This window comes from Ferrovibrio terrae (assembly GCF_943372915.1).
Lineage (GTDB): Bacteria > Pseudomonadota > Alphaproteobacteria > Ferrovibrionales > Ferrovibrionaceae > Ferrovibrio > Ferrovibrio terrae_A.
This window is the reverse complement of the sequence record NZ_CALSAN010000011.1, coordinates 122,463-145,695: the sequence shown is the minus strand read 5'-3', so window position 1 is coordinate 145,695 and position 23,233 is coordinate 122,463. Positions and strand designations below refer to the sequence as shown.

Sequence of the window (23,233 nt, the reverse complement as noted above, 5' to 3'; positions counted from 1 at the left end):
GCCGAAGCGGGGCTTTTTAAATCAGGAATGACGCGGTGGCTTACAGTGCAGCCTCGGCGGCAATCTGGCGCTGGCGGCCACCGGCCAGTTCGGCCACCGGCATGATCCGCGCGGTCTCGCGCAGCTTGGTATGGGTGGTCCAGGCATAGGCGCTCTGGTCAGCGAACAGCGCCTTGAGCAGCTTGTTATTCACGGCATGGCCGGAACGGCGGCCTTCATAGCGGCCGATCAGCGGCGCGCCGGCGAGATACAGATCGCCCAGGGCATCAAGGATCTTGTGGCGCACGAACTCGTCGTCGTAGCGCAGGCCGTCATCGTTGAGGATCCGGTCATGACCGAGCACCACGGCATTCTCCAGCGAACCGCCACGGGCCAGGCCCATGGCGCGCAGCTGTTCAACTTCCTGCACGAAACCAAAGGTACGCGCGCGTGCGATATCGGCCTTGAAGCGGCCCGGCTCAAGCTGGAATTCGGCGCTCTGGCGGCCGATCATCTTGTTGGCGAACTCGATCTCGAAATCGATGGTGAAACCATCGGCCGGAGTCAGCGTCGCCGAGGCATTGCCCTCGCTCACCGAAATCGGCTTCAGCACCTTGAGATACTTGCGCGGCGCGACCTGTTCGATCAGGTCGGCGCATTCGATCAGGAAGACGAAGGGCGCGGACGAACCGTCCATCACCGGCACTTCCGGACCATCGATATCGATCAGCACGTTGTCGACGCCCAGGCCGGCCAGCGCCGCCATCAGATGTTCGACGGTGCCGATCGAAATGCCTTCGCCGGCAGCAACCGTGGTGCACATGCGCAGGTCGGTGACCTGGTCAAAACGGGCGCTCACCAGCGGCCGGCCCGGCAGGTCGACGCGACGGAACACCACACCAGTGTCAGGCGCAGCCGGATTCAGCACCAGAGTCACCTTCGTCCCGCTGTGCAGACCGATACCGGAGCACTTGATGCGGTTCTTCAGCGTCTTCTGGGCGATCTTGCCGGAATTGAGCACTGGGAACTCCTTGAACTGGATCGCGAATCGGACGGGTTCGCGCAAAAAGAAAACCGGGGATGGTTGTAGCAACCACCCCCGGCTTCAACAAATCACTCTATGTAACCAGTTGTAACGCCGATTTTCACATATAAATCAAAGCGTTAAATCGGGTTTTAAAGCCTCAATTCGCCTGTCGTCGCAGGAAGGCTGGAATATCCAGCAAATCGTCCTGCGGCCGGGTCGGCACCGCCCGTTCGGCCGAAGCGACCAGACCCAGATCGGCCTGGCGCGGCGGCTCGACACGCACGGTCGCCGCAGACGCCATCGGCGGTGCCACAGGGGCAGCCGGCGGGGCCTGGCGGGTGAACTGCGGTTCGGCCTGGCGTGTCAGCGGAGCCGGCTCGGCCTCGGCGCGGCGGGCCGCACCGGTGATCCGGTCGAACAGGCTGGTCTTCTTCTTCGGCTCAACCGGCTTGTTGACCATGTCGGCTTCGGCGAAGGGATCGGGCTGGCGCAGGGCCTCGCCCGCCATCGTCGCTGCCGGCATCGGCTGGGGCGCCGGCGGAACGAAGGTGACCGGGGCCGCCTGGGCTTCGGCCAGTGCCGCCGCGAAGGGCCGCGGCTGCGCCGGTTCCATCACCGGAGCCGCCGCGATGATTGCGGCCGGCTCGCCGGCCTGCAGCGCAACACCCGCCATCACGCTTTCGGGCAGCTCGGCGGGCGCCGGCAGCTCGTAAGCAGGTTCGGCGACCGGCTCGGGCATCGCCAGAGCGGTGGCACCAGCCGTCATGGGGACCGTCATCGGCGCGACCGTCGCCTGGGCGACAACCGGCTGAACCACCGGCTGCGCGACCGGCGGCGCCATCATCGGCGCCGCCTGCATGGCAGCAACCGGCTGGGCAGCGCGCGGCGCGACGGCACCGAAGCTGACCGGCTTGGCCTGCGGCGGGGTGACCAGGCGCAGGCCCGGCGAGGTCTGCGGCTGGCCGGCCTGCTGGGCCACGACATCGATGCCGGTGGCAACCACGGAAACCCGCATGCGGCCTTCCATATTGGCGTCCAGCGTCGAGCCGACGATGATATTGGCTTCTGGGTCCACTTCCTCGCGGATGCGGTTGGCGGCCTCATCGACCTCGAACAGGGTCAGGTCCGGACCACCGGTGATATTGATGAGCACGCCACGGGCGCCCTTCATCGAGATATCGTCCAGCAGCGGATTGGCGATGGCGCGCTCGGCCGCCTCGATGGCGCGATGCTCGCCCTCGGCCTCGCCGGTGCCCATCATGGCCTTGCCCATCTCGCTCATTACCGAACGGACGTCGGCGAAGTCGAGGTTGATCAGGCCGGGCATCACCATCAGATCGGTGATGCCGCGCACGCCCGACTGCAGGACGTTATCGGCCATCTTGAAGGCATCGGCAAAGGTGGTCTTCTCATTCGCCACCCGGAACAGGTTCTGGTTCGGGATGATGATGAGGGTGTCGACATACTGCTGCAGCTCGCGGATGCCGGCCTCGGCCAGCTTCATGCGCTGGCTGCCCTCGAACGAGAAGGGCTTGGTCACCACACCGACGGTGAGGATGCCCATTTCCTTGGCCGCGCGGGCGATCACGGGGGCCGCACCGGTACCGGTGCCGCCGCCCATACCGGCCGCCACGAAGGCCATATGGCTGCCCTGCAGGTGCTCGAGGATCTGTTCGATCGATTCTTCCGCCGAGCCGCGGCCGACTTCCGGCCGGGCGCCGCAGCCCAGACCCTGGGTCAGCGCGGTGCCCAGCTGGATACGCCGCTCGGTGAGCGACATGTTCAGCGACTGGGCGTCGGTATTGGCGGCCACGAACTCGACGCCCTCAAGCTGGGCGGCAATCATGTTGTTAACCGCATTGCCGCCGGCACCGCCGACGCCAAAGACGACGATGCGGGGCTTCAGCTCCCGCGTGGTCGGCATGGTGAGATTGATACCCATGTTCTCCTCCAGGGTTACAAGTTGCTTTGACCAAAGTCGCTGCATGATGCAAGCGACATTGCAAAAACCGCGTGGTTGCTAGGTGTTTTTGAAGTGGTCTCCATTGTCATCACCATGCGGTCAGAAATTGGCCCGCAACCAGCGGCCGATTCGTGAGATCGTGCCGTTGGGTGCGGGCTCGGGTTCGGGCAAACGGATCATGCGCTCAGCCGCCTGCTGTTGAGCGTAGGAGAGCAAACCGGCACAGGCCGAGAAGGCCGGACCACCGGTTGCCTCTGCCAGGCCGCCGACACGGATCGGTCGGCCCAGGCGCACTTGCTTGTCGAGGATGCGGGCGGCCAGTTCGCGCACGCCCTGCAGCTGGCTGGCACCGCCGGTGAGCACCACGCGGCGGCCGGCCAGCTTCTCGAATCCGGATTGCGCGAGTCGCTCGCGCACCTGTTCCAGCGTCTCTTCGAGTCGCGGCTTGATGATGCCGGTCAGGATCGAGCGCGGAACCTGGTTATGGGCGTGATCGTCGATCTCGCCGACCTGCGGCACATCGATGGTCTCGGTATCGTCGGACGGCGACGGCAGCACGGTGCCATAGAGCGTCTTGAGGCGTTCGGCATGGGCCAGCGGGGTCGAAAGGCCGCGGGCAATATCGTTGGTGACATGATGGCCGCCCAGCGGCACGACATCCACATGCACCAGCTGGCCGTCATAGAAGACGGCGAGACTGGTTGTGCCGCCGCCCATATCGAGCAGGGTGACACCCAGGTCCATCTCGTCCTCGACCAGGCAGGCCAGACCGGCGGCAAAGGGCGAGACGATGCGCCCGGCGATGCGCAGATGGCCGCGGGCAACGCAGGTGGAGAGGTTGCGCAGCGGGCCGGAGCCGGCGGTGATCACATGCATGTTCACGCCGAGCCTCTCGCAGGCCATGCCGCGCGGGTCCTTGATGCCGCGCGAGCCGTCGATGGTGTAGCCGACCGGGATCGAATGCACGATCTCGCGATCGCCCGGATGCTCATGGCGACGGCCCTGGTCGAGCACCAGCGCCACATCGTGGTCGGTGACCTCATGGCCGTCGATGGCGACCTCGACACCGACGCTGTGCGACTGCGGATTGCCGGCATTCACGCTGACGAAGACGTCGCGGATGGTTTCGCCGCACATGCGTTCGGCGGTTTCCACCGCGGCGCGGATCGACTGTTCGGCCTGATCCATGTCGATCACGTTGCCGTTGCGCAGGCCGCGCGACAGCTGGTGGCCGATGCCGATCACCCGCAGCGCCCCGCCATCGCTACGCGCGATGAAGCAGCAGACCTTGGACGAGCCGACATCCAGCGCGGCGATCAATCCGTTGCGCGATACAGCCATGGTTCAGTTCCCCTCGCGAGCAATGCGCATCTTCATGTCCGTTTCTTTCCCGGGCGCGGCGACGTGGTGGGCGGCGGCGCGTCGATATCCGGGTTCAGTTGTACGATCAGGCGGTCGTCGAGCCGCAGGTCGACCACCCTGATATCGCGGCGCAGCAGGCCATGGCTGCGCTCCAGCTCGATCAGGCGGGCCCAGGCCGCTGCGGCACCGTCTTCGGGCAGGCGCACGACGATGCCGTTGTCGAATTCGATGTCCCAGCGGCGGTTGCGCACGCGGATCGCATTGACCACGCGCGATGCCAGCATGGGATCACTCTGCAGCATGCCGAGCAGGTCATGGGCCTTGTCGGATGCGCCGGAACCGACCAGCAGGAACAGGTGGTGGAAGTCGGGACGGTCGCCCTCTTCCAGCATCTTGCCGTCGGCATCGATCAGGTAGACGCGACCATCGATCTGCCAGCGCGCGAAGGCCTCGCGCTCGACGATCTCGATATGCAGGGTGTCGGGCAGCTGACGCCACACGGTCGCCTGCTTGACCCAGCCGATGGCTTCGACGCGGCGGCGCACGGCATCCAGATCGAGCGCCAGGATCGGTTCGCCGCGCTCGACGCCAACCGCATCGGCCAGCGCATCGAGCGGCGCATGCACGCGGCCCTGCAGGTTCACTTCGCCCAGCCGCATGTCGACCGTGGCGCCCGCCTCGCCCACCACTTCCTGTGCCATGGCACGCGCCTGCGCCGGCCAGTCGGTCTTGAACCAGACATAGGCGCCGCCACCGGCGAAGCCGGCGACCAGCAGCACGCTGAGGCTTTGCTTGACCCGGCGCCACAGCACCGATTTCGGCCGCTTGCGGGCTGGCGGCAGCGGCCGGCAATAGCCTTTCGGGCGCGCCGGCGGCATGGTCGGCGCGCAGGGCGCGCAGGGACGGTCTTCGGGGAGCACGACTAGCGATCGCATGAGGCGTCCTCCACCATCCAGCGCACCAGCTGGCCGAACGAGATGCCCTGATGCGCGGCGATTTCCGGCACCAGCGACAGCGGCGTCATGCCCGGCTGGGTGTTTATCTCCAGCAGATAGAACTTGCCGGTGCCGCCCGCGGTATCGTCATAGCGCCAGTCAGACCGCGTCACGCCACGGCAGCCGAGCGTCTGATGCGCCTTCAGGGCCAGCGCGCAGATATCGTCGTACACGGCCTTCGGCAGTGGCGCCGGCATCAGATGCGTGGCCTTGCCATCGGTATACTTGGCTTCATAGTCGTAGAAGCGGCCATGCGCCTTGATCTCGATAGCCCCCAGCACGCGGTCGCCCATCACCGCGATCTGGATCTCGCGGCCCGGGATATACTGTTCGACCAGCACATGCTCGCCGAAATGCCAGGTGGCATCGTCCTGCGGCTGATAGTTGTCGCCGTTGAAGACGATATGCACGCCAACCGACGAGCCCTCGTTGAGCGGCTTGATCACATAGGGGAACGGCATCACCGGTCCGGCCGAAAACGCCGAGCGATGCACCACCTTGCCGTCGGCCATCGGCAGGCCGTGGCTGCGCCACACATCCTTCGCCATCGGCTTGCTCATCGCCAGCGCCGAGGCCAGCACGCCGGAATGGGTGTAGGGAATGCCGAGGATTTCCAGCAGGCCCTGCACCGTGCCGTCCTCGCCATAGGGACCATGCAGCGCGTTGAAGGCAACATCGGGCTTCACGGCGGCCAGTTTGGCGCCGAGATCACGGCCGACATCGATATCGGTGACCTTGAAGCCCTCGTCCTTCAGCGCCTTCGACACGGCGCGGCCGGAGGTGAGCGAAACCTCGCGCTCCGACGACCAGCCGCCCATCAGGACCGCGACATGATGCTTACTCATGGCCGCCGTCCTTCTTGCCGATACGCTTGATCTCCCAGCGCAGCTCGATGCCGCTCTGGGCCTTCACCTTCTGCCGCACGGTCTCGCCCAGCGTCTCCAGATCGGCCGCCGTGGCCTTGCCCCGGTTGATCAGGAAATTGCAATGCTGTTCCGACACCTGCGCATCGCCCACCACCAGCCCGCGGCAGCCGGCAGCATCGATCAGCTGCCAGGCCTTGTGGCCTTCAGGATTGGCGAAAGTCGAACCGCCGGTGCGGGTGCGGATCGGCTGGCTGGCTTCACGCGCGGCCTGGATCTCGTCCATGCGCTGCTGAATTGCAGCCTTGTCGCCGGCGCGGCCCTTCAGGCGGCAGCCGAGGAAAATCCAGTCTTCCGGTACGTCCGTGTGGCGATAGCTGAATTTCATCTGGGCCGGCGTCAGCCGATGAAGATTGCCCTGCATGTCGACGGCTTCGGCCCAGAGCAGCACATCCTTGAATTCGGTGCCGTAGGCGCCGGCATTCATGCGCAGGCCGCCGCCGACCGTGCCGGGAATGCCGCGCAGGAATTCCAGCCCGGCGATGCCATGCATCTGCGCGGTCTGCGCCACATTCACATCGAGGGCACCGGCCCCGGCAGTGATCTCATCGCCATCAGCCTCGATTTCGACAAAGCCGCGCCCCAGACGGATCACCACGCCGGCGACACCGCCATCGCGCACCAGGGTGTTGGAGCCGACACCCAGCACGGTGACCGGCACATCGGCCGGCTTGGCTTTCAGGAAAGCGATCAGGTCGTCGCGATCGGCCGGGCGGAACATGACGTCCGCCGCGCCACCGACGCGGAACCAGGTGATCTCGGCCAGCGCCGCCTGCGCCGACAGCCGGCCGCGCACGGCGGGCAGCCGCGCAATCAGGTCATCCTGCCGGATCAGTTCGGCTGCCATCATGCCGCCCCCTTGCCGAGCAGGGCCTGCAATTCACCCGGCAGCGCATTGGCCCAGGTGGTGATGCTGCCGGCACCGAGACAGACAACAAGGTCGCCAGCCGCAGCTTCCTGGGCCGCGAGTGCCGCCAACTGATCCGGGGCGGTAAGCGCCAGCACGCGGCGATGGCCGCGATTGCGCAGGCCCTCGACCAGGGCGTCGCGACTGACACCTTCGATCGGCGCCTCGCCAGCCGCATAGACATCGGCCACGATCACCGTATCGGCATCGTTGAAGCACGAGCAGAAATCCTCGAACAGGTCGCGCAGGCGCGTGTAACGATGCGGCTGCACCACCGCGATCACCCTGGCCTCCGGCCGGTCGCCCAGCGCGAGGCGGGCGGCCGACAGCACGGCAGAGATTTCCACCGGATGATGGCCGTAATCGTCGACCACGGTGATGCCGCCGGCGGTGCCGGTGATGGTGAAGCGGCGCTTGACGCCACCGAAGCTGCCGAGCGCCTTCTTCACCACATCGCCGCCGAATCCCATTTCGCGGGCGATGGCAGCAACAACGAGAGAGTTCTGAACATTGTGGCGACCGAACATCGGCAGATGGATGCCGGTGATGGTGTCGTTGGTGCCACGCGTGCGATCGGTCGACTGCACGTCGAAGGTGGCACCACGCGCATCGAAGGTCACGTTCACGGCGCGCACATCGGCCTGCGGCGAGAAACCGTAGGTGATGACACGACGGTCGGTGATGCGGCCGATCATCGCCTGCACTTCCGGGTGGTCGATGCACAGCGTGGCGAAACCGTAAAAGGGAATGTTCTCGACGAACTGCTTGAAGCCGTCGCGCACCTTGTCGAAGGTGCCGTAATGGTCGAGATGCTCGGGGTCGATATTGGTGACCACGGCAATGGTGGCCGGTAATTTCAGGAAAGTGCCGTCGCTTTCGTCGGCTTCCACCACCATCCATTCACCGGCACCGAGGCGGGCATTGGTGCCATAGGCATTGATGATGCCGCCGTTGATCACGGTGGGGTCCATGCCGGCAGCTTCCAGCAGGGCCGCCACCAGCGAGGTGGTGGTGGTCTTGCCATGGGTGCCGGCAATAGCGATGGCCCATTTCAGGCGCATCAGCTCGCCCAGCATCTCGGCGCGCCTCACCACCGGGATCAGGCGGGCACGGGCCGCCTTCACTTCCGGGTTGTCGGGCTTCACGGCAGTAGACACCACCAGCACTTCGGCAGCGGCGACATTCTCCTCGCGATGACCCTCGAACACCGTGATGCCGAGATCGCGCAGGCGCTTCACATTGTAGTTGGCGCTGAGGTCGGACCCCTGCACCTGATAGCCGAGATTGTGCATCACCTCGGCAATACCGGACATGCCGATACCGCCGATGCCGACGAAATGGATGATGCCGATATCGAGCGGCAACGCTCTCATGCCGCAGTCCTCTTCACTGAATGATCTCTGGAAGCCGGCTGTGCGGCAGTGGCCGCAGCCTGGCGATGTTCGGTGGCGACGCGTTCGACCAGATCGGCCAGCGCCTGCGCCGCCAGCGGCCGGCCGACGCTGCGTGCCGCAGAGGCCATGTCGCTGAGTGCGGCAGGGTCGCCGAGCAGATTGACGAAGGCCGCTGTGACCCGCTCGATGGTGAACTTGTCCTGCGCGATCACCTGGGCGCCGCCAGCATGGGCGAGCGCCTGGGCATTGGCGGTCTGGTGATCGTCCATCGCATGGGCATAGGGCACCAGCAGGGCGGGACGGCCGACCACGGCGATCTCGGCCGTACTGCTGGCACCGGAGCGGCTGACCGCGAGATGCGCAACAGCGAGCCGCTGCGCCACATCGGTGAAGAAGCTGGCGGTCTCAGCGCTGATGCCGGCGGCATCATAGGTGGCACGCACGCGCTCAAGGTCTTCCGGCCGGCACTGCTGCACCACTTTCAGCCGCTTGCGCATCTCAGCCGGCAGCAGCGCCAGCGCCGCCGGCACCACATCCGACAGCACGCGGGCACCCTGGCTGCCGCCCAGCACCAGCAGGCGCAAGGCCTGCTCCGGTGCATGGTAAGGCACATCGGCCGCGGCCAGGATCGCCGGGCGCACCGGGTTGCCGGTGACGGTGACCGCAACATGTTCGGGCAGGAAATGCGTGGCCGGGAACGACGTGGCGATGCGGGCGGCAAAGCGCGCGACCAGGCGGTTGACGCGGCCGAGCACCGCATTCTGTTCATGGATGACGATGGGAATCTTGCGCAGCCTTGCCGCCAGCAGCAGCGGCAGCGCCGGATAGCCGCCGAAGCCGACCACGGCCACCGGCCGGGTCAGGCCGAGCAGGGTGAGGCCCGCCAGCACGCCACGTGCGATATCCACCATGCTCATCAGCTTGCCCGGCAGCGAACGGCCGCTGGGCGTGCCGGCAGGAATGCGATAGAGCGGCAGTTCCGGCAGGTTCTGGCCAAAGCCCTTGCCGCGCGTATCGGTGACCAGCCCGACGCGATGGCCGCGCTTGAGCAGCTCGGCCGCCAGTGCCTCGGCCGGGAAGACATGGCCGCCGGTGCCGCCGGCTGCGAGCAGGATCGGATTCTCAGCAGCGGTCATCGCACTGCCCCGTTATCGGGACGCCAGCGGGTCAGCGCCAGCAGCATGCCCATGGCAAAGGCCAGCGCCAGCAGCGACGAACCGCCATAGGAAATGAACGGCAGCGTCATGCCCTTGGTCGGCAGCAGATGCAGGTTGACGCCGATGTTGATCACGGCCTGCAGGCCGAACTGGGTGGTGAGGCCTGCAGCAGCCAGCAGTACGAACAGGTTGTTCTCGGTCATCAGGCGCGAGAAGCAGCGCAGCACGATGAAAGCGAAAATGCCGACGATGAACAGGCAGGCGAACAGGCCGAACTCCTCGCCCGCGACGGCGAAGATGAAGTCGGTATGCGCATCGGGCAGCACGCTCTTCACCGCGCCCTCGCCCGGCCCACGACCCCAGATGCCACCGGCGGCGAAAGCCTCCATGGCGCGTTCGATCTGGTAATTCTCCTTCGCCGCCGGATCGAGGAAGCGGTCGATGCGGCTGGCGACATGGGGGAAGACCAGATAGGCACCGAATATGCCGGCAAGGCCGAGCGCGCCCAGCGCCAGCACCAGCACGATGGGCAGGCCGGCGATGAAGAACTGCGCCATCCACACGGCGCAGACCACCACGGCCATGCCCAGATCAGGCTGCAGCAGCAGCACGCCGACGACGATGCCGCACAGCGCGGTCGAGATCGCCCAGCCGGGAAACCCTGTCCCCTTGCGCCATTCGGCAAACAGCCAGGCGGCAACCACGGCAAAGGCCGGCTTGACGAATTCGGACGGCTGCACCGAGAGGCCACCGAAGGAAATCCAGCGATGCGCGCCCTTGACCTCGATGCCCATGACGAAGGTGAGGCACATGCCGGCCAGCGCGCCGAGGAACACCACGATGGCGACGCGGCGGATACCGACCGGATCGAGCAGCGAGGTGCCGACCATGATCAGCATCGCCGGCACCAGATAGACCATCTGGCGCTGCACGAAATGGAAGTTGGCGAGACCGATGCGGTTGGCCACGGCCGGCGAAGCCGCCAGTGTCAGCACGGTGCCGACCGCGATCAGCACGGCAATGGCGATCAGCAGCCAGCGGTCGACCGTCCACCACCAGCGGCCCAGCACGGAGGTATCGGTACGCGAAAACGTGATCATGCCGCAGCTCCCTGCTCGTCCGTGCTGCGTTCGGCCACCAGGCGGATGAATTCGTCGCCACGATGCTCGAAACTCTTGAACTGGTCGTAGGAGGCGCAGGCCGGCGACAGCAGCACCACGGCATCCTGAATGCGATCCCTGCGCGCGGCGGCCAGCGCATCGTCGAGCGCCTTGTCCAGCGTGCCACACAGCGCATGCGGCACCGCGCTGCCCAGGGTGGTGGCGAAAGCGGTGGCCGCCTCGCCGATCAGGCTGGCGCGGCGAATGCGCGGAAACAGCGGCTTCAGGCTGGCAATGCCGCCCTCTTTCGCCTTGCCGCCGGCGATCCAGTAGACATTCTCAAAAGCCGCCAGCGCCTTTTCGGTGGAATCCGCATTGGTGGCCTTGGAGTCATTGATGCAGCTGATGCCGTCGATGCTGCCAACACGCTGCAGGCGATGCTTCAGGCCGGGGAAGCTGGCAATACCGCTGCGGATCGCCGCCGCATCGAGACCGGCGGCGCGAGCGGCGGCATAGACGGCAGCGATATTCTGGCCGTTATGGGCGCCGGGCAAGGCAGGGAAATCGAGGGCGAAGACTGCCTTGCCATTGTCGTATAGCGTGCCGTTGACGGCGCTGACACCCTGCTCCAGCACCCGGAGAATGGAGATCGGCACGATGCTGCGGCCGCCCTGCTCTGACGCCAGAGCGGCATGGATGGCGCGGCAATGATCGTCATCGACGCCGATCACGGCCGTATCGCCCGCACCCTGCGCACCGAAGATGCGCGCCTTGATCGCGGCATAGGCCTCCATGCTGCCATGGCGGTCGAGATGGTCCGGCGTGATGTTGAGCAGCACGGCGATACGTGCCTGCCAGCCCGGAGTCAGGTCGATCTGGAAGGACGACATTTCGATGACGTAAACGCCGTCTGCTTCGCTTTCGAAGCGCGGCAGGTCGAGCACGGCCTGACCGATATTGCCGCCCATGGCCATCGATCGGCCGGCGGATGTCAGCACATGCGCCAGCAGTGCCGTGGTGGTGGATTTGCCGTTGGTGCCGGTGATGCCATAGACAACCGGCTTCAGCTCGCGCAGCAGCAGTTCGATATCGCCGATGATCGGCAGGCCGGCGCGCTGGGCATTGGCCACCACCTGGTTCGGCACCGGATGGGTGAGCGGCACGCCCGGTGCCAGCGCCAGGCCGGCGCAGCCCACCAGGGCGGCTTCATGCAGCTGCATCGGCTGGAAACCGGCCGCAGCGGCAGCGGCGCGCGACGATTCTGTATCATCCCACAGGCGCACCTCGGCGCCGCCGGCGATCAGCGCCCGCGCCGTGGCCAGCCCGCTGCGTGCGAGGCCGAACACCGCCCAGGTCTGTCCGCGTGTGTGGGTGAGCGCGATCATGCGTGGCTTACCGCAGCTTCAGGGTGGAGAGGCCGGCGAGCGCCAAGATCACCGCGACGATCCAGAAGCGGATGACGATGGTTGGCTCTTTCCAGCCCTTCTTTTCGTAATGGTGATGCAGCGGCGCCATGCGGAAGACGCGCTTGCCGGTCAGCTTGAAGCTGGCCACCTGCACCATCACCGACACGGTCTCGAGCACGAACAGGCCACCGATGATCGCCAGCACCAGTTCATGCTTGACGATCACGCTGACGGTGCCGAGCGCGCCGCCGAGCGACAGCGAACCGGTATCGCCCATGAACACCATGGCGGGCGGCGCGTTGAACCACAGGAAGCCGATGCCGGCACCCACCAGCGCGCCGCAGAACACCGCGAGTTCGCCGGCACCGGCGACATTGTGGATCTGCAGGTAATTGGCGAACACCGTGTTGCCGACCAGATAACAGATCAGGCCGAAGCTGGCGGCGGCGATCATCACCGGCACGATGGCGAGGCCGTCGAGACCGTCCGTGAGGTTCACCGCATTGGAGGCGCCGATCATGACAAAGGCGGCAAACGGCATCATGAACCAGCCGAGATTGAGCAGTACATCCTTGAAGAACGGCACCGCGAGGCTGGTGTTGAGCGGCGCTGCGGCAATCTGGTTGATCCACACCGCAGCAAAGCCGGCAATGACGATCTGCAGCACCAGCTTCAGCTTGCCCGGCACGCCTTTCGGATTCTGCTTGGTGACCTTGAGATAATCGTCATAGAAACCGATCAGGCCGAAACCGAAGGTGACCAGCAACACCACCCAGACATAGCGGTTGCTGAGATCGGCCCAGAGCAGCGTGCCGACGCCGATGCCGAGCAGGATCAGGAAGCCGCCCATGGTGGGCGTGCCGCGCTTGACCAGATGGCCTTCCGGGCCGTCATCGCGGATCGGCTGGCCGCGGCCCTGCTTGGCGCGCAGCCAGTTGATGAGCGGCTCGCCGATCACAAACGACAGCACCATGGCAGTCAGGATCGCCCCGCCGGTGCGGAAGGTGATGTAACGAAACAGATTGAGGATGTTGATCTCGTCGGCCAGCGGATACAGCAGGTGATACAGCATTCTTTTTGAGCTTTCCTTACCAGCCGTTGGCGGCGCGTGGCGCCGGTGCCGGGTTCAACAAATCTTCGACAATCTTGCCCATGCGGCTGCCCAGCGAGCCCTTGACCAGCAGCACGTCGCCGCTGCGGATGGCACGGCGCAGCGGCTGGATCAGCTCAAGCGAGTTGGGTGCGTAATGGCCGCGCATCTGCGCCGGCAGCGCGTCATACAGGCCTTTCATCAGCGGGCCGCAGGCAAAGACCAGATCGATCTTCTCGCGCACCAGGTCTTCGGCCAGGCCGGTATGGGCGATCTGTTCCTCGGGGCCGAGTTCCAGCATGTCGCCGATCACGGCGATGCGGCGACCGCGCGGGCCGCTCGGCTTGGCCATCGCCAGCACGGCATAGGCGGCGCGCATGCTGGGCGGGCTGGCATTGTAGCTGTCGTCGATCAGCTCGATCTGGCCGCCGTCGCGCCAGTCGAGCGCATGGCGTTCGCCCCGGCCCTTCGGCGCGGTGACGCCGGCCAGCGCCATGCCGGCCTCGGCCAAGTCGCCGCCGGCGAGATGCACGGCCGCCAGCACGCCGAGCGCGTTCAGCACCCAGTGGCGGCCGGGTGCGCCGATCTTGAAGGTCATCGGATGGCCGAGGATATCCGCCGCCACGCAGGAGCAGGAGGAATGCGGCGCGTATTTCACCAGCCGGGCCTGCGCCTGCGGATGTTCACCGAAGCCGATCACGTCGGCCGCACCGGCCGCGCGCGCCGCAGCGGCGAGGCGGTCGAAATGCGGCGTGTCGCGGTTGATGATGGCGATGCCGCCCGGCTCCAGGCCGGCAAAGATTTCCGCCTTGGCATCGGCGATGCCTTCGATGCTGTCGAAATTCTCCAGATGCACCGGCTCGATGGTGGTGATGATGGCGATATGCGGACGCGCCAGCCGCGACAGCGGTTCGATCTCGCCGGCATGGTTCATGCCCATCTCGATCACGGCGAAGCGGCTGTCGACCGGCATGCGCGCCAGCGTGAGCGGCACACCCCAGTGATTGTTGAGATTGCCGGCCGATGCATGGGTGGCGCCCTGCTCGGCCAGCACCTGACGCAGCATTTCCTTGGTCGAGGTCTTGCCGACACTGCCGGTGACACCGATCACCTTGGCGCCGCAACGCTGGCGCGCCGCGGCGGCCAGATCGTTGAGACCCTGGAAGGTATCCTTCACGCGCAGCAGATTCATGCCGGGCAGTGTTTCCGGGCCCTTGTCGACCATCGCAGCCGCGGCACCTTTCGCCAGCGCATCGGCGACAAAGGCATGGCCGTCAAAATTCGGACCACGGATGGCGATGAAGAGATCGCCGAAGCCAACCGTGCGGCTGTCGATCGAGACACCGCTTGCAGTCCAGAAACCGGCGCCCTGTCCATGTGTGGCGGAGGCGGCTTCGGCAGACGTCCAGAGCGCGAAAGCTTCCATTAACCTTTACCTCCGTATGGTGCGCTGCCCAAACCAGACCCTGCATCGGCTGCAGACATGGCTTCGCGCGCCACCAGCAGGTCGTCGAAGGGACGCACCTCATGGCCGACGATCTGGCCCTGCTCATGGCCCTTGCCGGCCACCAGCAGCAGATCGCCCGCCTGCAATTCAGCGACAGCGGCAAAGATCGCCTCGCGACGATCACCGATTTCATGTGCACCAGGCGCCGCCGCCATGATGGCAGCGCGGATCATTGCCGCATCCTCGCTGCGCGGATTGTCGTCGGTGACATAGACGCGGTCAGCCAGCCGGGTTGCCACTTCGCCCATCAGCGGACGCTTGCCGCGATCGCGATCGCCGCCGCAACCAAACACCACCACCAGGCGGTTTGCTGCATGCGGCCGCGCCGCCTTCAGCACGGTTTCCAGCGCGTCGGGGGTATGCGCGTAATCGACAAAGATGCTGGCGCCATTCTTGCGCTGTGCGGCCTTCTGCATGCGGCCGGGTACGCCATCCAGATGGCCAAGCGTTTCCCAGGCTGCCGCCGGATGCACGCCGCAGCCGACCACCAGACCGACGGCGGCCAGCACATTGCCGGCCTGGAAGCCACCGATCAGCGGCAGGTCGAGATGGCGGCGCACGCCGAACACTTCGGCCTCGACCTGCAGGCCGCCGGCATGCGGCACGGCGGACAGCAGCTTGAGTTCAGTGCCGAGCAGGCCATAGCGGATCAGGCGCTGGCCGCGGCGGGTGCAGATCTGCTCGACCTTGGCGCCCAGCGCGGAATCCATGTTGATGACGGCGGCACCGCCAGGCGGCAGCAGGGTATCGAACAGCCGCAGCTTGGCATTGAAATACGCCTCGACCGAGGCATGGTAGTCCATGTGGTCGCGCGTCAGATTGGTGAAGGCCGCGGCCTGCGGCACGATGCCGTCAAGGCGGAACTGATCGAGGCCATGGCTGGAGGCTTCGAGCGCCAGATGTTCGACACCGGCCTGCTGCGCCTTGCTCAGCAGCTCATGCAGGCGCACCGGGTCGGGCGTGGTATGCGCCACCGGCAGGTCAAGGCCGGCACCATGCAGGCCGAGCGTGCCGAGACTGGCGCTCTTGAAGCCCAGCCGGCTCCAGATCTGCGCGGTGAAATTCGCCACCGAGGTCTTGCCATTGGTGCCGGTGACCGCCGCGATATGGCGCGGCTGTGCGCCGAAGAAGTTTGCCGCCATCAGTGCCAGCCGGCGGCGCGGATTGGCATCGGTGACAAAGGCGATCTGGCCGGCAAAGGCCGGATCGACATGGTCGCTCAGCACCGCGACCGCGCCTTTTTCACGCGCATCGGGGATGAAGCGATGGCCATCGGCCTGGGTGCCCTTCAGCGCGGCGAAGACATAGCCCGGGCGCACGGCGCGACTGTCGGCAGTCAGGCCGGCGACATCCAGCGCGGCGGCGCGGGGGTCGAGCGGGAGATCGGCGCAAAGCTCACTGAGCCGCAAGTTTCTTCTCCTGCGTCCTGGTGGTCGTTGCGGTTGCCGGCACCGGGCTGACCGGAACGGCGGCGAAATTCGGCATCGGCTGGCCCGGGACCGGCACATACATGGCCTGGCGCAGCGCCGGCGAATTCTCGTCCACCGGCGGCACGCCGAGCAGCGGGGCGATACGGCTGATGACACGGCCGGCGGTGGGCGCCGCGGTCCAGCCGGCGGTGGCGAAACCGTACGTGCTCTTGTTGCCCTTGGGCTCGTCCAGCATCACCTGCACGATGTAGCGCGGGTTGTGCATCGGGAAGCCGGCGACAAAGGTGTTGAACAGCGCCTTGCGGTTATAGCCGCCGCGCTCGTTGACCTTTTCCGAAGTGCCGGTCTTGCCGCCGACCATATAGCCCTGCACGCCGGCCTTGGAGCCGGTGCCCTCTTCCACCACCAGCGCCATCAGCTTGCGCATGGTGTCGCTGACATCGCGGCGGATCACCTGCCGGCCGGGCGCCGGCAGGCCGGGCGGACGCTTGATCAGGGTCGGCGGATGCAGCACGCCGCCATTGACGATGGCGGCCGTGGCAGTGGCGAGCTGCAGCGGTGTCACCGACAGGCCGTGACCAAATGAAATCGTCATGGTCTCGACGGTCTTCCAATTGCGCGGAATCAGCGGCGCACCGATCTCGGGCAGTTCCAGCGCCGGCTTGTTCAGCATGCCCAAACGCTGCATGAAATCGCGCTGGCGTTCGGGGCCCACATCGACGGCCATCTTGGCCGAGCCGATATTGGACGAATACATGAAGATCTCGGGCACGCTGAGCCAGCGGTTCTTCGGATGATCGTCCTTGATCGTGAAGCGCGAAATCTGGATCGGCCGGCTGGCGTCATAGCCGCCGTTCAGCTTGACGGTGCCGTAATCCAGCGCCATCGCCGTATTCAGCGTCTTCATCGTCGAGCCCATCTCGTACACGCCGAGCGTGATCCGATTGAAGCGCGACTCCTTGCTGGCCGTGCCGGGTTCGGCCGGATCGAAATCGGGCAAGCTGACCAGCGAAATGATCTCGCCGGTATGAACATCCAGCACGATGCCGCCGCCGCCGATGGCGTTGAAATACTCGATCGCGCGCGCCACTTCGTCGCGCATCACATGCTGGACGCGCACATCGATGCTGAGTTCGAGCGGATCGCCGGTGCGGGTCGGGTCGCGCAGCTGCTCATCGAAATGCTGCTCGACGCCGGAAATGCCCTTGCCGTCGATATCGGTGTAACCGACGACATGCACGCCCATCGGGCCCTGCGGATAAACCCGGCGCTGCTCGTTATGGAAATACAGGCCCGGGATACCGAGGCGGTTGACCTCATACTGTTCGCGCGGGGTCAGGCCGCGCTTGAGCCAGACAAAGCTCTTGCCCGATGCCAGCTTGGCCTGCACCTCGCCGACCGGCAGTTCGGGCAGCGCCTGGGCCAGTCGCGTGGCGGCCTCGGCCGGGTTCTGCAGCTTGCGCGGATCGGCGTAGAGCGAGGCGATCTTCAGGTTGGTCGCCAGGATCTGGCCGTTGCGATCAACCACCGGCTGGCGATCCATCAGCGCAGTCTTGGCAGCCAGTTCCGGATTGAAGCCACGCGCCAGCGCCGGCTCGGCGGCGCCGCGCAGCACGGTGAGTTCGACCAGGCGGCCGGCGAGCAGCACGAAGGCCAGCGAGAACAGGCCGATGCCGATGACCAGGCGGCCGCGGCTGGCATCCAGCGCCTGCTTGGCCGCACCTTCCAGACGCACCAGCGCCGGGCTGCCGGGCATGTCGGCCGGCGTGCAGGGCGGACGCGGCTTCATCTTCTGCGGTGATTTCTGCGACCGGCGGAACAGCGCCATCACGGAGCCCTCCGCGGATCTTTGCCGGGGCGCTGCATGGCGCCCAGCACGGCGGCGACTTCGGCATCGAAGCCTGCCGGCGCCGGCGTGTCGCCCACCGGCTTGGCGGCGACCTGCATGGATGTGGCGGCAGCCTGTGGCAACACGGCCGGCGCGGTCACCACCGGCTGCGCGGGCGGTGCAACAGGCGCAGCCGCCAGCGGCGGCAGTGCCGGAACCGGCGTGACCGGCGCGGGAGCCGACTGGCCGCGATCCTGGCGCCAGGGCAGCGATTCAATGGCGATGATGTCTTTGGCCGTGGTGCCGCGCATCTCCAGCAGGCGCTGGGCCTTGCCCTGTAGGTAATCGGGCCGACTGAGATAGCTCCATTCGGCCTGCAGCACGCCGATGGTTTCGCGCTCCTGGCCCAGCGCACGATTGAGTTCGATCAGCTCGTCTTCCAGCCGCTGCACTTCATAGGACAGCTGGTAGAGGCCGAAGGATACGACGGCGAGCAGAAGCAGAGCGATCAGCGAAAGGCCGCGGCTCATGCTGCCTCCCGCATGTCATCATCGGGCCAGACCGGCGCAGCCGTGCGCTTTGCTGCACGCAGCTTGGCGGACCGGGCGCGCGGATTGGCCGCTGTCTCGGTGTCGCTAGCCGCCAGCGCACCCTTGTGCAGCAGTTCAAACGACGGCGCGCGAACGGCCACATTGGCCTGCGGCAGATGGCGCGAGCTGCCGGTCTGCTTGCCGCAGCGGCGATCGAGAAAATGCTTCACCACCCGGTCTTCCAGCGAATGGAAAGACACCACGGCCAGCCGGCCTTCGGGCTTGAGCAGCTTTTCGGCTGCGACCAGGCCGCGCTTCAGCTCGCCCAGTTCGTCATTCACCACGATGCGCAACGCCTGGAAGGTGCGGGTCGCCGGGTTGATGCCCGGCGCGGCGCGCACGACGCGGGCGACGATCTGCGCCAGCTGGCGTGTGCGGGTGATGGGCGCCTCAACGCGGGCGGCAACGATGGCGCGCGCCACGGCACGGGCGCGGCGCTCCTCGCCATAGAGATAGATGATATCGGCCAGTTCGGCCTCGTCGCGCGAATTGACGATATCGGCGGCGGTCTCGCCCCGGTCAGCCATGCGCATGTCGAGCGGACCGTCCTGCTGGAAGGAGAAACCGCGCTCGGCCTGGTCGAGCTGCATGGATGACACACCGATATCCAGCGCCACACCGTCCACGCCGTCGATGCCGATGGCCTGCAGCAGATCGGCCATGTCGCCGAAGCGGCCAGCCAGCAAACGGAAACGACCGGGATAGGCGGCAGACACGCGATCGGCATGGACCTGCACGGTGGGGTCGCGGTCGATGCCGATCACCTGGCACTCCGCCGCAGCCAGCAGGGCCGCACTGTAACCACCCGCACCAAACGTCCCGTCCACCACAACGTCGCCGGCGCCCGGATTGAGCGCCGCCACGACTTCACTGCACATCACCGAGAGATGAACCGCTCCTGCGGCTTTTTCATGGCCGTTTGTGTCTTGCGGGCGGGTGCGATCCGCCGGGCTCACGATTTTGCCCCCGGATTGCCGCCGCTGCGCAGCCAGGCGGCGGCCTTGGCCCGCGCTTCGCTGGCGCGGGCATCCCAGGCCTTGGGTTCCCAGATCTGGAAGCTGTGGCGACGACCGACAAAGACCGCCTCGCCGGGCGACGCCAGGCCGGCATGCTCAAGAAACTGCGGCTGCAGCTGGATGCGGCCTTCCTGGTCGAGGCTGAGTTCGCTCAGAAACGGCAGCAGGCCGTCGATCAGCATTTCGCGCTCGGGATGCAGATCGGGCAGCTCATCGATCCGGCGATTGACGCCATCGAGATAGTCGCGACCACCAGCGACCAGCGCCGGCGCAGAAATGTCGGGGCCAAGGATCAGGCCGCCTTCGGGCTGGCGGCGGGTCAGCAGGGCGCGATACGGCGCCGGCACGGAAACCCGTCCCTTGGCGTCGATCCGATTCTTGAAGGTGGAGAGAAACAGCTCCACGCCGCGCCCCCGCGCTCTCTCCCGGCGAACTGCCCCCATCGGGCATCCTGACCTGGGATAGGATGGGATAACATGGGCCTATATGGGGGTCAATGGAAATTAACGGTCTGTTATGGTGATTCGAGCCCCTGATCGGCCAATGATCACGGGCACTTGCGCGCATGGCGGTCCTAATAAATTCACTTAATGTTCTCATTTGTTCTCATCGATCCGCCTTGATCTCGCCGCCTTGCTCGGACTACATCGACACAACAGGGGAAGGCGCAGGATCAGCCATGCAGATTGGCATTCGCAATGTCGGGGGACGAGCGGCCCGGCGGCTCATGGCCGCTGCGCGGACGGCCGTTTGTGCGGCTGTTGTGCTGGCGCCGCTTGCCGGGCTTGCAGCAGTCAATGAATTCCTGCCGCGCGAGGCGCCGTCGCTGAAACGCTTCGCCGTCGTGGCCGGCACCGCCAACAACCAGTGCCTGACCACCCAGCTGATCAACAACGACATCAAGCGCCTGCGCGCCAACGTGCTGCTGTCGCCCTGCGAGTTCAACATCGACAACCTGACGCAGGGTTTTTTCATCAGCCGGCCGCTGCAGCAGAATGCCTACCAGATCTTCTTTGCCGCCAACCCGAGCTACTGCCTGGCGATGGAGCCACGCGCCCAGATCCTGGTGGTTTCGGCCTGCGCGCTGAATACCGAAATGCTGGAACAATTGCCGCAGCTGTGGGACATCAAAGGTGGTGGCCTGTCGCTGAAATCGCAAGACGGCAAGCGCTGGTGTCTCGACACCCGTGCCAAGCAGGGCTTCTCCGCGATCTTCGAGCCGCATTTCACCGAATGCCCGGAACAGATTCCGGATGCCTTCCTGCTGCGCGTCAGTCGCTGATTTAAATCATTCAGTTTCAGAATAAGGCGCCAGACGGCCTGTAAGCCGGGTTCTGTCCACTCATTTGCATGAGCTGGACGGTCATTCCTCTGGGACGCCCATTGCTGGACGCCTCGCGCGACCGACCCGGATGGCAAACCGGAAACAGTTCTGCAGGCTTGCACCTGCGGCCATCCCTATTTGGTCTTGCTCCCGGTGGGGTTTGCCATGCCGCTTCCGTTACCGGACGCGCGGTGCGCTCTTACCGCACCCTTTCACCCTTGCCATCAGTCTTGCGAGTGATGGCGGTCTGCTCTCTGTGGCACTGTCCCTGGGGTCGCCCCCGCCGGGCGTTACCCGGCACCGTGTTTCCGTGGAGCCCGGACTTTCCTCGACGCTCCGAAGAACGCCGCGACCGTCCAGCCGTCTGGCACGGCGCACAGGTAGGCCCCGGCGCAAGTTCCGTCAAGCAGAAAGGGTCAGCTGGCAGCGCGCTCGCTGCTGATCCGGCGCATATTCACCTGGTCGGCGATGTGGCGGATCAGGCTGGTGGTCTCGGCATCGCTGATGCCATCGACCTGACTCTGGCGCCAGTGGCGCTGGAAGGCGCGCACCACGGCCTCGGTGGCGGGATCGTAGAAACCGCTGCCCTCGATGCCGTAGCCGATGCGATCGAGTGCGACCTGCAGTTCCAGCACGGCGCCGCTGCGTTCGCCCGGCTGCATCGAAGGCGCATGCGGCGAAACCTTGAAGTCCCCCGCCCACCAGCGACCGAAACCGGCGGCATGCAGCCGATGCCAGGGAAACAGTTCGCCCGGATCTTCCTTGCGCATCGGTGCGATATCGGAATGGGCGACGTAATTGCCCGGCATCACGTCGTAGCGCGAGGCCATGTCTTTCAGCAGGGCGATCAGCGCATCGATCTGCACGGCGGGGAATTCGCGGTAGCCGAATTCATGACCCGGATTCACCAGCTCGATACCGATCGAGCGCGCATTGACATCACGCACGCCGCGCCAGAAGGCAACGCCGGCATGCCAGGCGCGCTTGTCTTCCGGCACCAGGCGATAGATCGTGCCGTCTTCATCGATCACGTAATGGGCGCTGACCTTGGCTTCGGGGTCGGACAGGCGCTGCAGCGCCGCTGCTGCCGTCGGCATGCCGGTATAATGCAGCACCACCATATCGACCGGCCGGCGGCCACTGCGTTCGTCAAAGTTCGGCGACGGATGCTCGATAAAGGACAGGGTCAATCACCGGCTCCCTTGGTTTCCAGCGCCGCCTTTTCCGGGGCCACGCCCCGTGCATCGGCCACCTTGCCTTCACGCGTGGCGACGATCAAGACGCCCAGCAGGGTGATGGCCGAGCCAAGAATCACGCGACCGCTCAGCTGCTCGTTGAGGAAAAACACGCCGGCCAGCACGCCGAAGATCGGCGCCAGCGTGAAACCGGGATTGACGATGCTGACCGGATACCGGCGCAGCAGGTAATAGGCGCCGCCATGGCCGATCAGCGACACCAGGACGGCAGCATAAACAATCGCGCCCCAGTGCCAGACATTGGCCGACAGGGTCTGTTCGACCTGCCCGTCTTCCAGCAGCAGCGAGATCAGCAGCAGGCTGGGCGCGCTGAGGATGCCGACCCAGGCCTGCATGGTGAAGGTATTCACATCATGGATGCGGCGCACCGTGATCTGGCCGATCGAGAAAATGATCACCGCCATCAGGATGAGGCCGATGGCGACCTGGTAGTTCATCACTTTCGGGTCGAAACTGATCACCACCGCGCCGCTGAAGGCCAGGGCTATGCCCAGGCTGCGCTTCCAGCGCACCCGCTCGCCAAGGAACAGTACGGCCATCAGGGTGGAAATCGGCACGCCCAGCTGGGTTACCACCGCCACCACCGAAACATCGTCGGCCTTGGCGATGCCGATGATGATCAGGGCGAAATGCAGGGTTCCCATGCACAGTGCGGCGATGATCACGTTGCGCATCTGGCCGGGGCACCAGCGCAGCCAGGGCAGCGTCAGAACGGCAACCAGCGCGAACCTCAGCGCGGTGAACAGCACGGGGGGGAAATGATCGACCGCAAGCTTGGTGACGACAAAGTTGCCGCCCCAGATCGCACAGATCAAGAGCATAAGGGACAGATGCTGGGGCTTCATGGTGCGCGACCCTAGCAAAGCCGGGCTGCCGCGGGCTACGCTTGTTTACAGATGGGCCATGCACTGGCTGCAAGGGGGGTATGCGGCCCCTGTTCCGGTTATGCCGGGGTTCTGCCCGGTTTGCAGGCATGCAG

Annotated in this window: 20 protein-coding genes and 1 other RNA gene; 1 reads left to right on the top strand and 20 read right to left on the bottom strand. The window is 65.8% G+C overall.

Annotation, left to right across the window (positions count from 1 at the left end; all coding sequences use genetic code 11):
* Nucleotides 1-40: 40 nt before the first annotated feature.
* The 17 genes from lpxC to AAG821_RS10150 form a co-directional block, all read right to left on the bottom strand.
* Nucleotides 41-1,000, bottom strand: coding sequence for a UDP-3-O-acyl-N-acetylglucosamine deacetylase (lpxC, locus tag AAG821_RS10230; protein ID WP_341913142.1), 960 nt, complete (start codon nt 998-1,000; stop codon nt 41-43).
* 163 nt (nt 1,001-1,163) lie between these two features.
* Nucleotides 1,164-2,948, bottom strand: a complete 1,785-nt coding sequence (gene ftsZ / locus AAG821_RS10225) for a cell division protein FtsZ (protein WP_341913144.1) — start codon at nt 2,946-2,948, stop codon at nt 1,164-1,166.
* A gap of 120 nt (nt 2,949-3,068) precedes the next feature.
* Nucleotides 3,069-4,310: a cell division protein FtsA gene (ftsA, locus tag AAG821_RS10220; RefSeq protein WP_341913146.1), complete on the bottom strand. Its 1,242-nt coding sequence runs from the start codon at nt 4,308-4,310 to the stop codon at nt 3,069-3,071.
* A gap of 32 nt (nt 4,311-4,342) precedes the next feature.
* Nucleotides 4,343-5,266, bottom strand: coding sequence for a cell division protein FtsQ/DivIB (locus AAG821_RS10215; protein WP_341913147.1), 924 nt, complete (start codon nt 5,264-5,266; stop codon nt 4,343-4,345).
* Nucleotides 5,254-6,171, bottom strand: coding sequence for a D-alanine--D-alanine ligase (locus AAG821_RS10210; RefSeq protein ID WP_341913149.1), 918 nt, complete (start codon nt 6,169-6,171; stop codon nt 5,254-5,256). The genes AAG821_RS10215 and AAG821_RS10210 overlap by 13 nt, the downstream gene beginning before the upstream one ends.
* The gene (gene murB, locus AAG821_RS10205; protein ID WP_341913150.1) at nt 6,164-7,099 is read right to left on the bottom strand and encodes a UDP-N-acetylmuramate dehydrogenase; all 936 of its coding nucleotides are present in this window, start codon (nt 7,097-7,099) and stop codon (nt 6,164-6,166) included. The genes AAG821_RS10210 and murB overlap by 8 nt, the downstream gene beginning before the upstream one ends.
* Nucleotides 7,096-8,529, bottom strand: a complete 1,434-nt coding sequence (gene murC / locus AAG821_RS10200) for a UDP-N-acetylmuramate--L-alanine ligase (protein ID WP_341913152.1) — start codon at nt 8,527-8,529, stop codon at nt 7,096-7,098. Before murC ends, murB begins: the two co-directional genes overlap by 4 nt.
* Nucleotides 8,526-9,686: an undecaprenyldiphospho-muramoylpentapeptide beta-N-acetylglucosaminyltransferase gene (murG, locus tag AAG821_RS10195; protein WP_341913154.1), complete on the bottom strand. Its 1,161-nt coding sequence runs from the start codon at nt 9,684-9,686 to the stop codon at nt 8,526-8,528. Before murG ends, murC begins: the two co-directional genes overlap by 4 nt.
* The gene (ftsW, locus tag AAG821_RS10190) at nt 9,683-10,807 is read right to left on the bottom strand and encodes a putative lipid II flippase FtsW (RefSeq protein ID WP_341913155.1); all 1,125 of its coding nucleotides are present in this window, start codon (nt 10,805-10,807) and stop codon (nt 9,683-9,685) included. The genes murG and ftsW overlap by 4 nt, the downstream gene beginning before the upstream one ends.
* The gene (gene murD / locus AAG821_RS10185; RefSeq protein WP_341913156.1) at nt 10,804-12,192 is read right to left on the bottom strand and encodes a UDP-N-acetylmuramoyl-L-alanine--D-glutamate ligase; all 1,389 of its coding nucleotides are present in this window, start codon (nt 12,190-12,192) and stop codon (nt 10,804-10,806) included. The genes ftsW and murD overlap by 4 nt, the downstream gene beginning before the upstream one ends.
* Before the next feature lie 7 nt (nt 12,193-12,199).
* The gene (gene mraY, locus AAG821_RS10180; protein WP_341897992.1) at nt 12,200-13,285 is read right to left on the bottom strand and encodes a phospho-N-acetylmuramoyl-pentapeptide-transferase; all 1,086 of its coding nucleotides are present in this window, start codon (nt 13,283-13,285) and stop codon (nt 12,200-12,202) included.
* A 16-nt stretch (nt 13,286-13,301) separates the two neighbouring features.
* Nucleotides 13,302-14,729 (bottom strand): UDP-N-acetylmuramoylalanyl-D-glutamyl-2,6-diaminopimelate--D-alanyl-D-alanine ligase, encoded by a 1,428-nt coding sequence (locus tag AAG821_RS10175; RefSeq protein ID WP_341913158.1) that lies wholly within the window; start codon nt 14,727-14,729, stop codon nt 13,302-13,304.
* Nucleotides 14,729-16,219, bottom strand: a complete 1,491-nt coding sequence (locus AAG821_RS10170) for a UDP-N-acetylmuramoyl-L-alanyl-D-glutamate--2,6-diaminopimelate ligase (protein WP_341913160.1) — start codon at nt 16,217-16,219, stop codon at nt 14,729-14,731. The genes AAG821_RS10175 and AAG821_RS10170 overlap by 1 nt, the downstream gene beginning before the upstream one ends.
* Nucleotides 16,206-18,068, bottom strand: a complete 1,863-nt coding sequence (locus AAG821_RS10165; protein ID WP_341913246.1) for a penicillin-binding protein 2 — start codon at nt 18,066-18,068, stop codon at nt 16,206-16,208. Before AAG821_RS10165 ends, AAG821_RS10170 begins: the two co-directional genes overlap by 14 nt.
* Nucleotides 18,068-18,598, bottom strand: a complete 531-nt coding sequence (locus AAG821_RS10160) for a hypothetical protein (RefSeq protein WP_341913161.1) — start codon at nt 18,596-18,598, stop codon at nt 18,068-18,070. Before AAG821_RS10160 ends, AAG821_RS10165 begins: the two co-directional genes overlap by 1 nt.
* Nucleotides 18,595-19,539, bottom strand: a complete 945-nt coding sequence (gene rsmH / locus AAG821_RS10155) for a 16S rRNA (cytosine(1402)-N(4))-methyltransferase RsmH (protein ID WP_341913247.1) — start codon at nt 19,537-19,539, stop codon at nt 18,595-18,597. The genes AAG821_RS10160 and rsmH overlap by 4 nt, the downstream gene beginning before the upstream one ends.
* A 71-nt stretch (nt 19,540-19,610) precedes the next feature.
* The gene (locus tag AAG821_RS10150; RefSeq protein ID WP_341913162.1) at nt 19,611-20,078 is read right to left on the bottom strand and encodes an MraZ family transcriptional regulator; all 468 of its coding nucleotides are present in this window, start codon (nt 20,076-20,078) and stop codon (nt 19,611-19,613) included.
* Nucleotides 20,079-20,437: 359 nt separating this feature from the next.
* Between AAG821_RS10150 and AAG821_RS10145 the strand changes: the two genes are divergently transcribed.
* Complete coding sequence (locus AAG821_RS10145) at nt 20,438-20,956, top strand: hypothetical protein (RefSeq protein ID WP_341913163.1); 519 nt, start codon at nt 20,438-20,440, stop codon at nt 20,954-20,956.
* A 25-nt stretch (nt 20,957-20,981) separates the two neighbouring features.
* On the opposite strand, the gene rnpB is transcribed toward AAG821_RS10145, so the two are convergent.
* The 3 genes from rnpB to AAG821_RS10130 form a co-directional block, all read right to left on the bottom strand.
* An RNA gene (gene rnpB, locus AAG821_RS10140) (RNase P RNA component class A) lies at nt 20,982-21,366 on the bottom strand.
* 48 nt (nt 21,367-21,414) lie between these two features.
* The gene (locus AAG821_RS10135) at nt 21,415-22,188 is read right to left on the bottom strand and encodes an N-acetylmuramoyl-L-alanine amidase (RefSeq protein WP_341913166.1); all 774 of its coding nucleotides are present in this window, start codon (nt 22,186-22,188) and stop codon (nt 21,415-21,417) included.
* On the bottom strand, nt 22,185-23,075 hold the full coding sequence (locus tag AAG821_RS10130; RefSeq protein ID WP_341913168.1) for a DMT family transporter: 891 nt from the start codon (nt 23,073-23,075) through the stop codon (nt 22,185-22,187). Before AAG821_RS10130 ends, AAG821_RS10135 begins: the two co-directional genes overlap by 4 nt.
* Nucleotides 23,076-23,233 lie beyond the last annotated feature (158 nt).

Excerpts from the sequence above, each read along its gene's own strand:
- AAG821_RS10130 (WP_341913168.1), bottom strand. The coding sequence starts at position 23,075 with ATGCTCTTGATCTGTGCGATCTGGGGCGGCAACTTTGTCGTCACCAAG.
- AAG821_RS10215 (WP_341913147.1), bottom strand. The coding sequence starts at position 5,266 with ATGCGATCGCTAGTCGTGCTCCCCGAAGACCGTCCCTGCGCGCCCTGC.
- murC (WP_341913152.1), bottom strand. The coding sequence starts at position 8,529 with ATGAGAGCGTTGCCGCTCGATATCGGCATCATCCATTTCGTCGGCATC.
- AAG821_RS10160 (WP_341913161.1), bottom strand. The coding sequence starts at position 18,598 with ATGAGCCGCGGCCTTTCGCTGATCGCTCTGCTTCTGCTCGCCGTCGTA.
- AAG821_RS10210 (WP_341913149.1), bottom strand. The coding sequence starts at position 6,171 with ATGAGTAAGCATCATGTCGCGGTCCTGATGGGCGGCTGGTCGTCGGAG.
- ftsA (WP_341913146.1), bottom strand. The coding sequence starts at position 4,310 with ATGGCTGTATCGCGCAACGGATTGATCGCCGCGCTGGATGTCGGCTCG.
- mraY (WP_341897992.1), bottom strand. The coding sequence starts at position 13,285 with ATGCTGTATCACCTGCTGTATCCGCTGGCCGACGAGATCAACATCCTC.
- murD (WP_341913156.1), bottom strand. The coding sequence starts at position 12,192 with ATGATCGCGCTCACCCACACACGCGGACAGACCTGGGCGGTGTTCGGC.
- ftsW (WP_341913155.1), bottom strand. The coding sequence starts at position 10,807 with ATGATCACGTTTTCGCGTACCGATACCTCCGTGCTGGGCCGCTGGTGG.
- ftsZ (WP_341913144.1), bottom strand. The coding sequence starts at position 2,948 with ATGGGTATCAATCTCACCATGCCGACCACGCGGGAGCTGAAGCCCCGC.
- AAG821_RS10175 (WP_341913158.1), bottom strand. The coding sequence starts at position 14,729 with ATGGAAGCTTTCGCGCTCTGGACGTCTGCCGAAGCCGCCTCCGCCACA.
- murB (WP_341913150.1), bottom strand. The coding sequence starts at position 7,099 with ATGATGGCAGCCGAACTGATCCGGCAGGATGACCTGATTGCGCGGCTG.
- murG (WP_341913154.1), bottom strand. The coding sequence starts at position 9,686 with ATGACCGCTGCTGAGAATCCGATCCTGCTCGCAGCCGGCGGCACCGGC.
- AAG821_RS10165 (WP_341913246.1), bottom strand. The coding sequence starts at position 18,068 with ATGGCGCTGTTCCGCCGGTCGCAGAAATCACCGCAGAAGATGAAGCCG.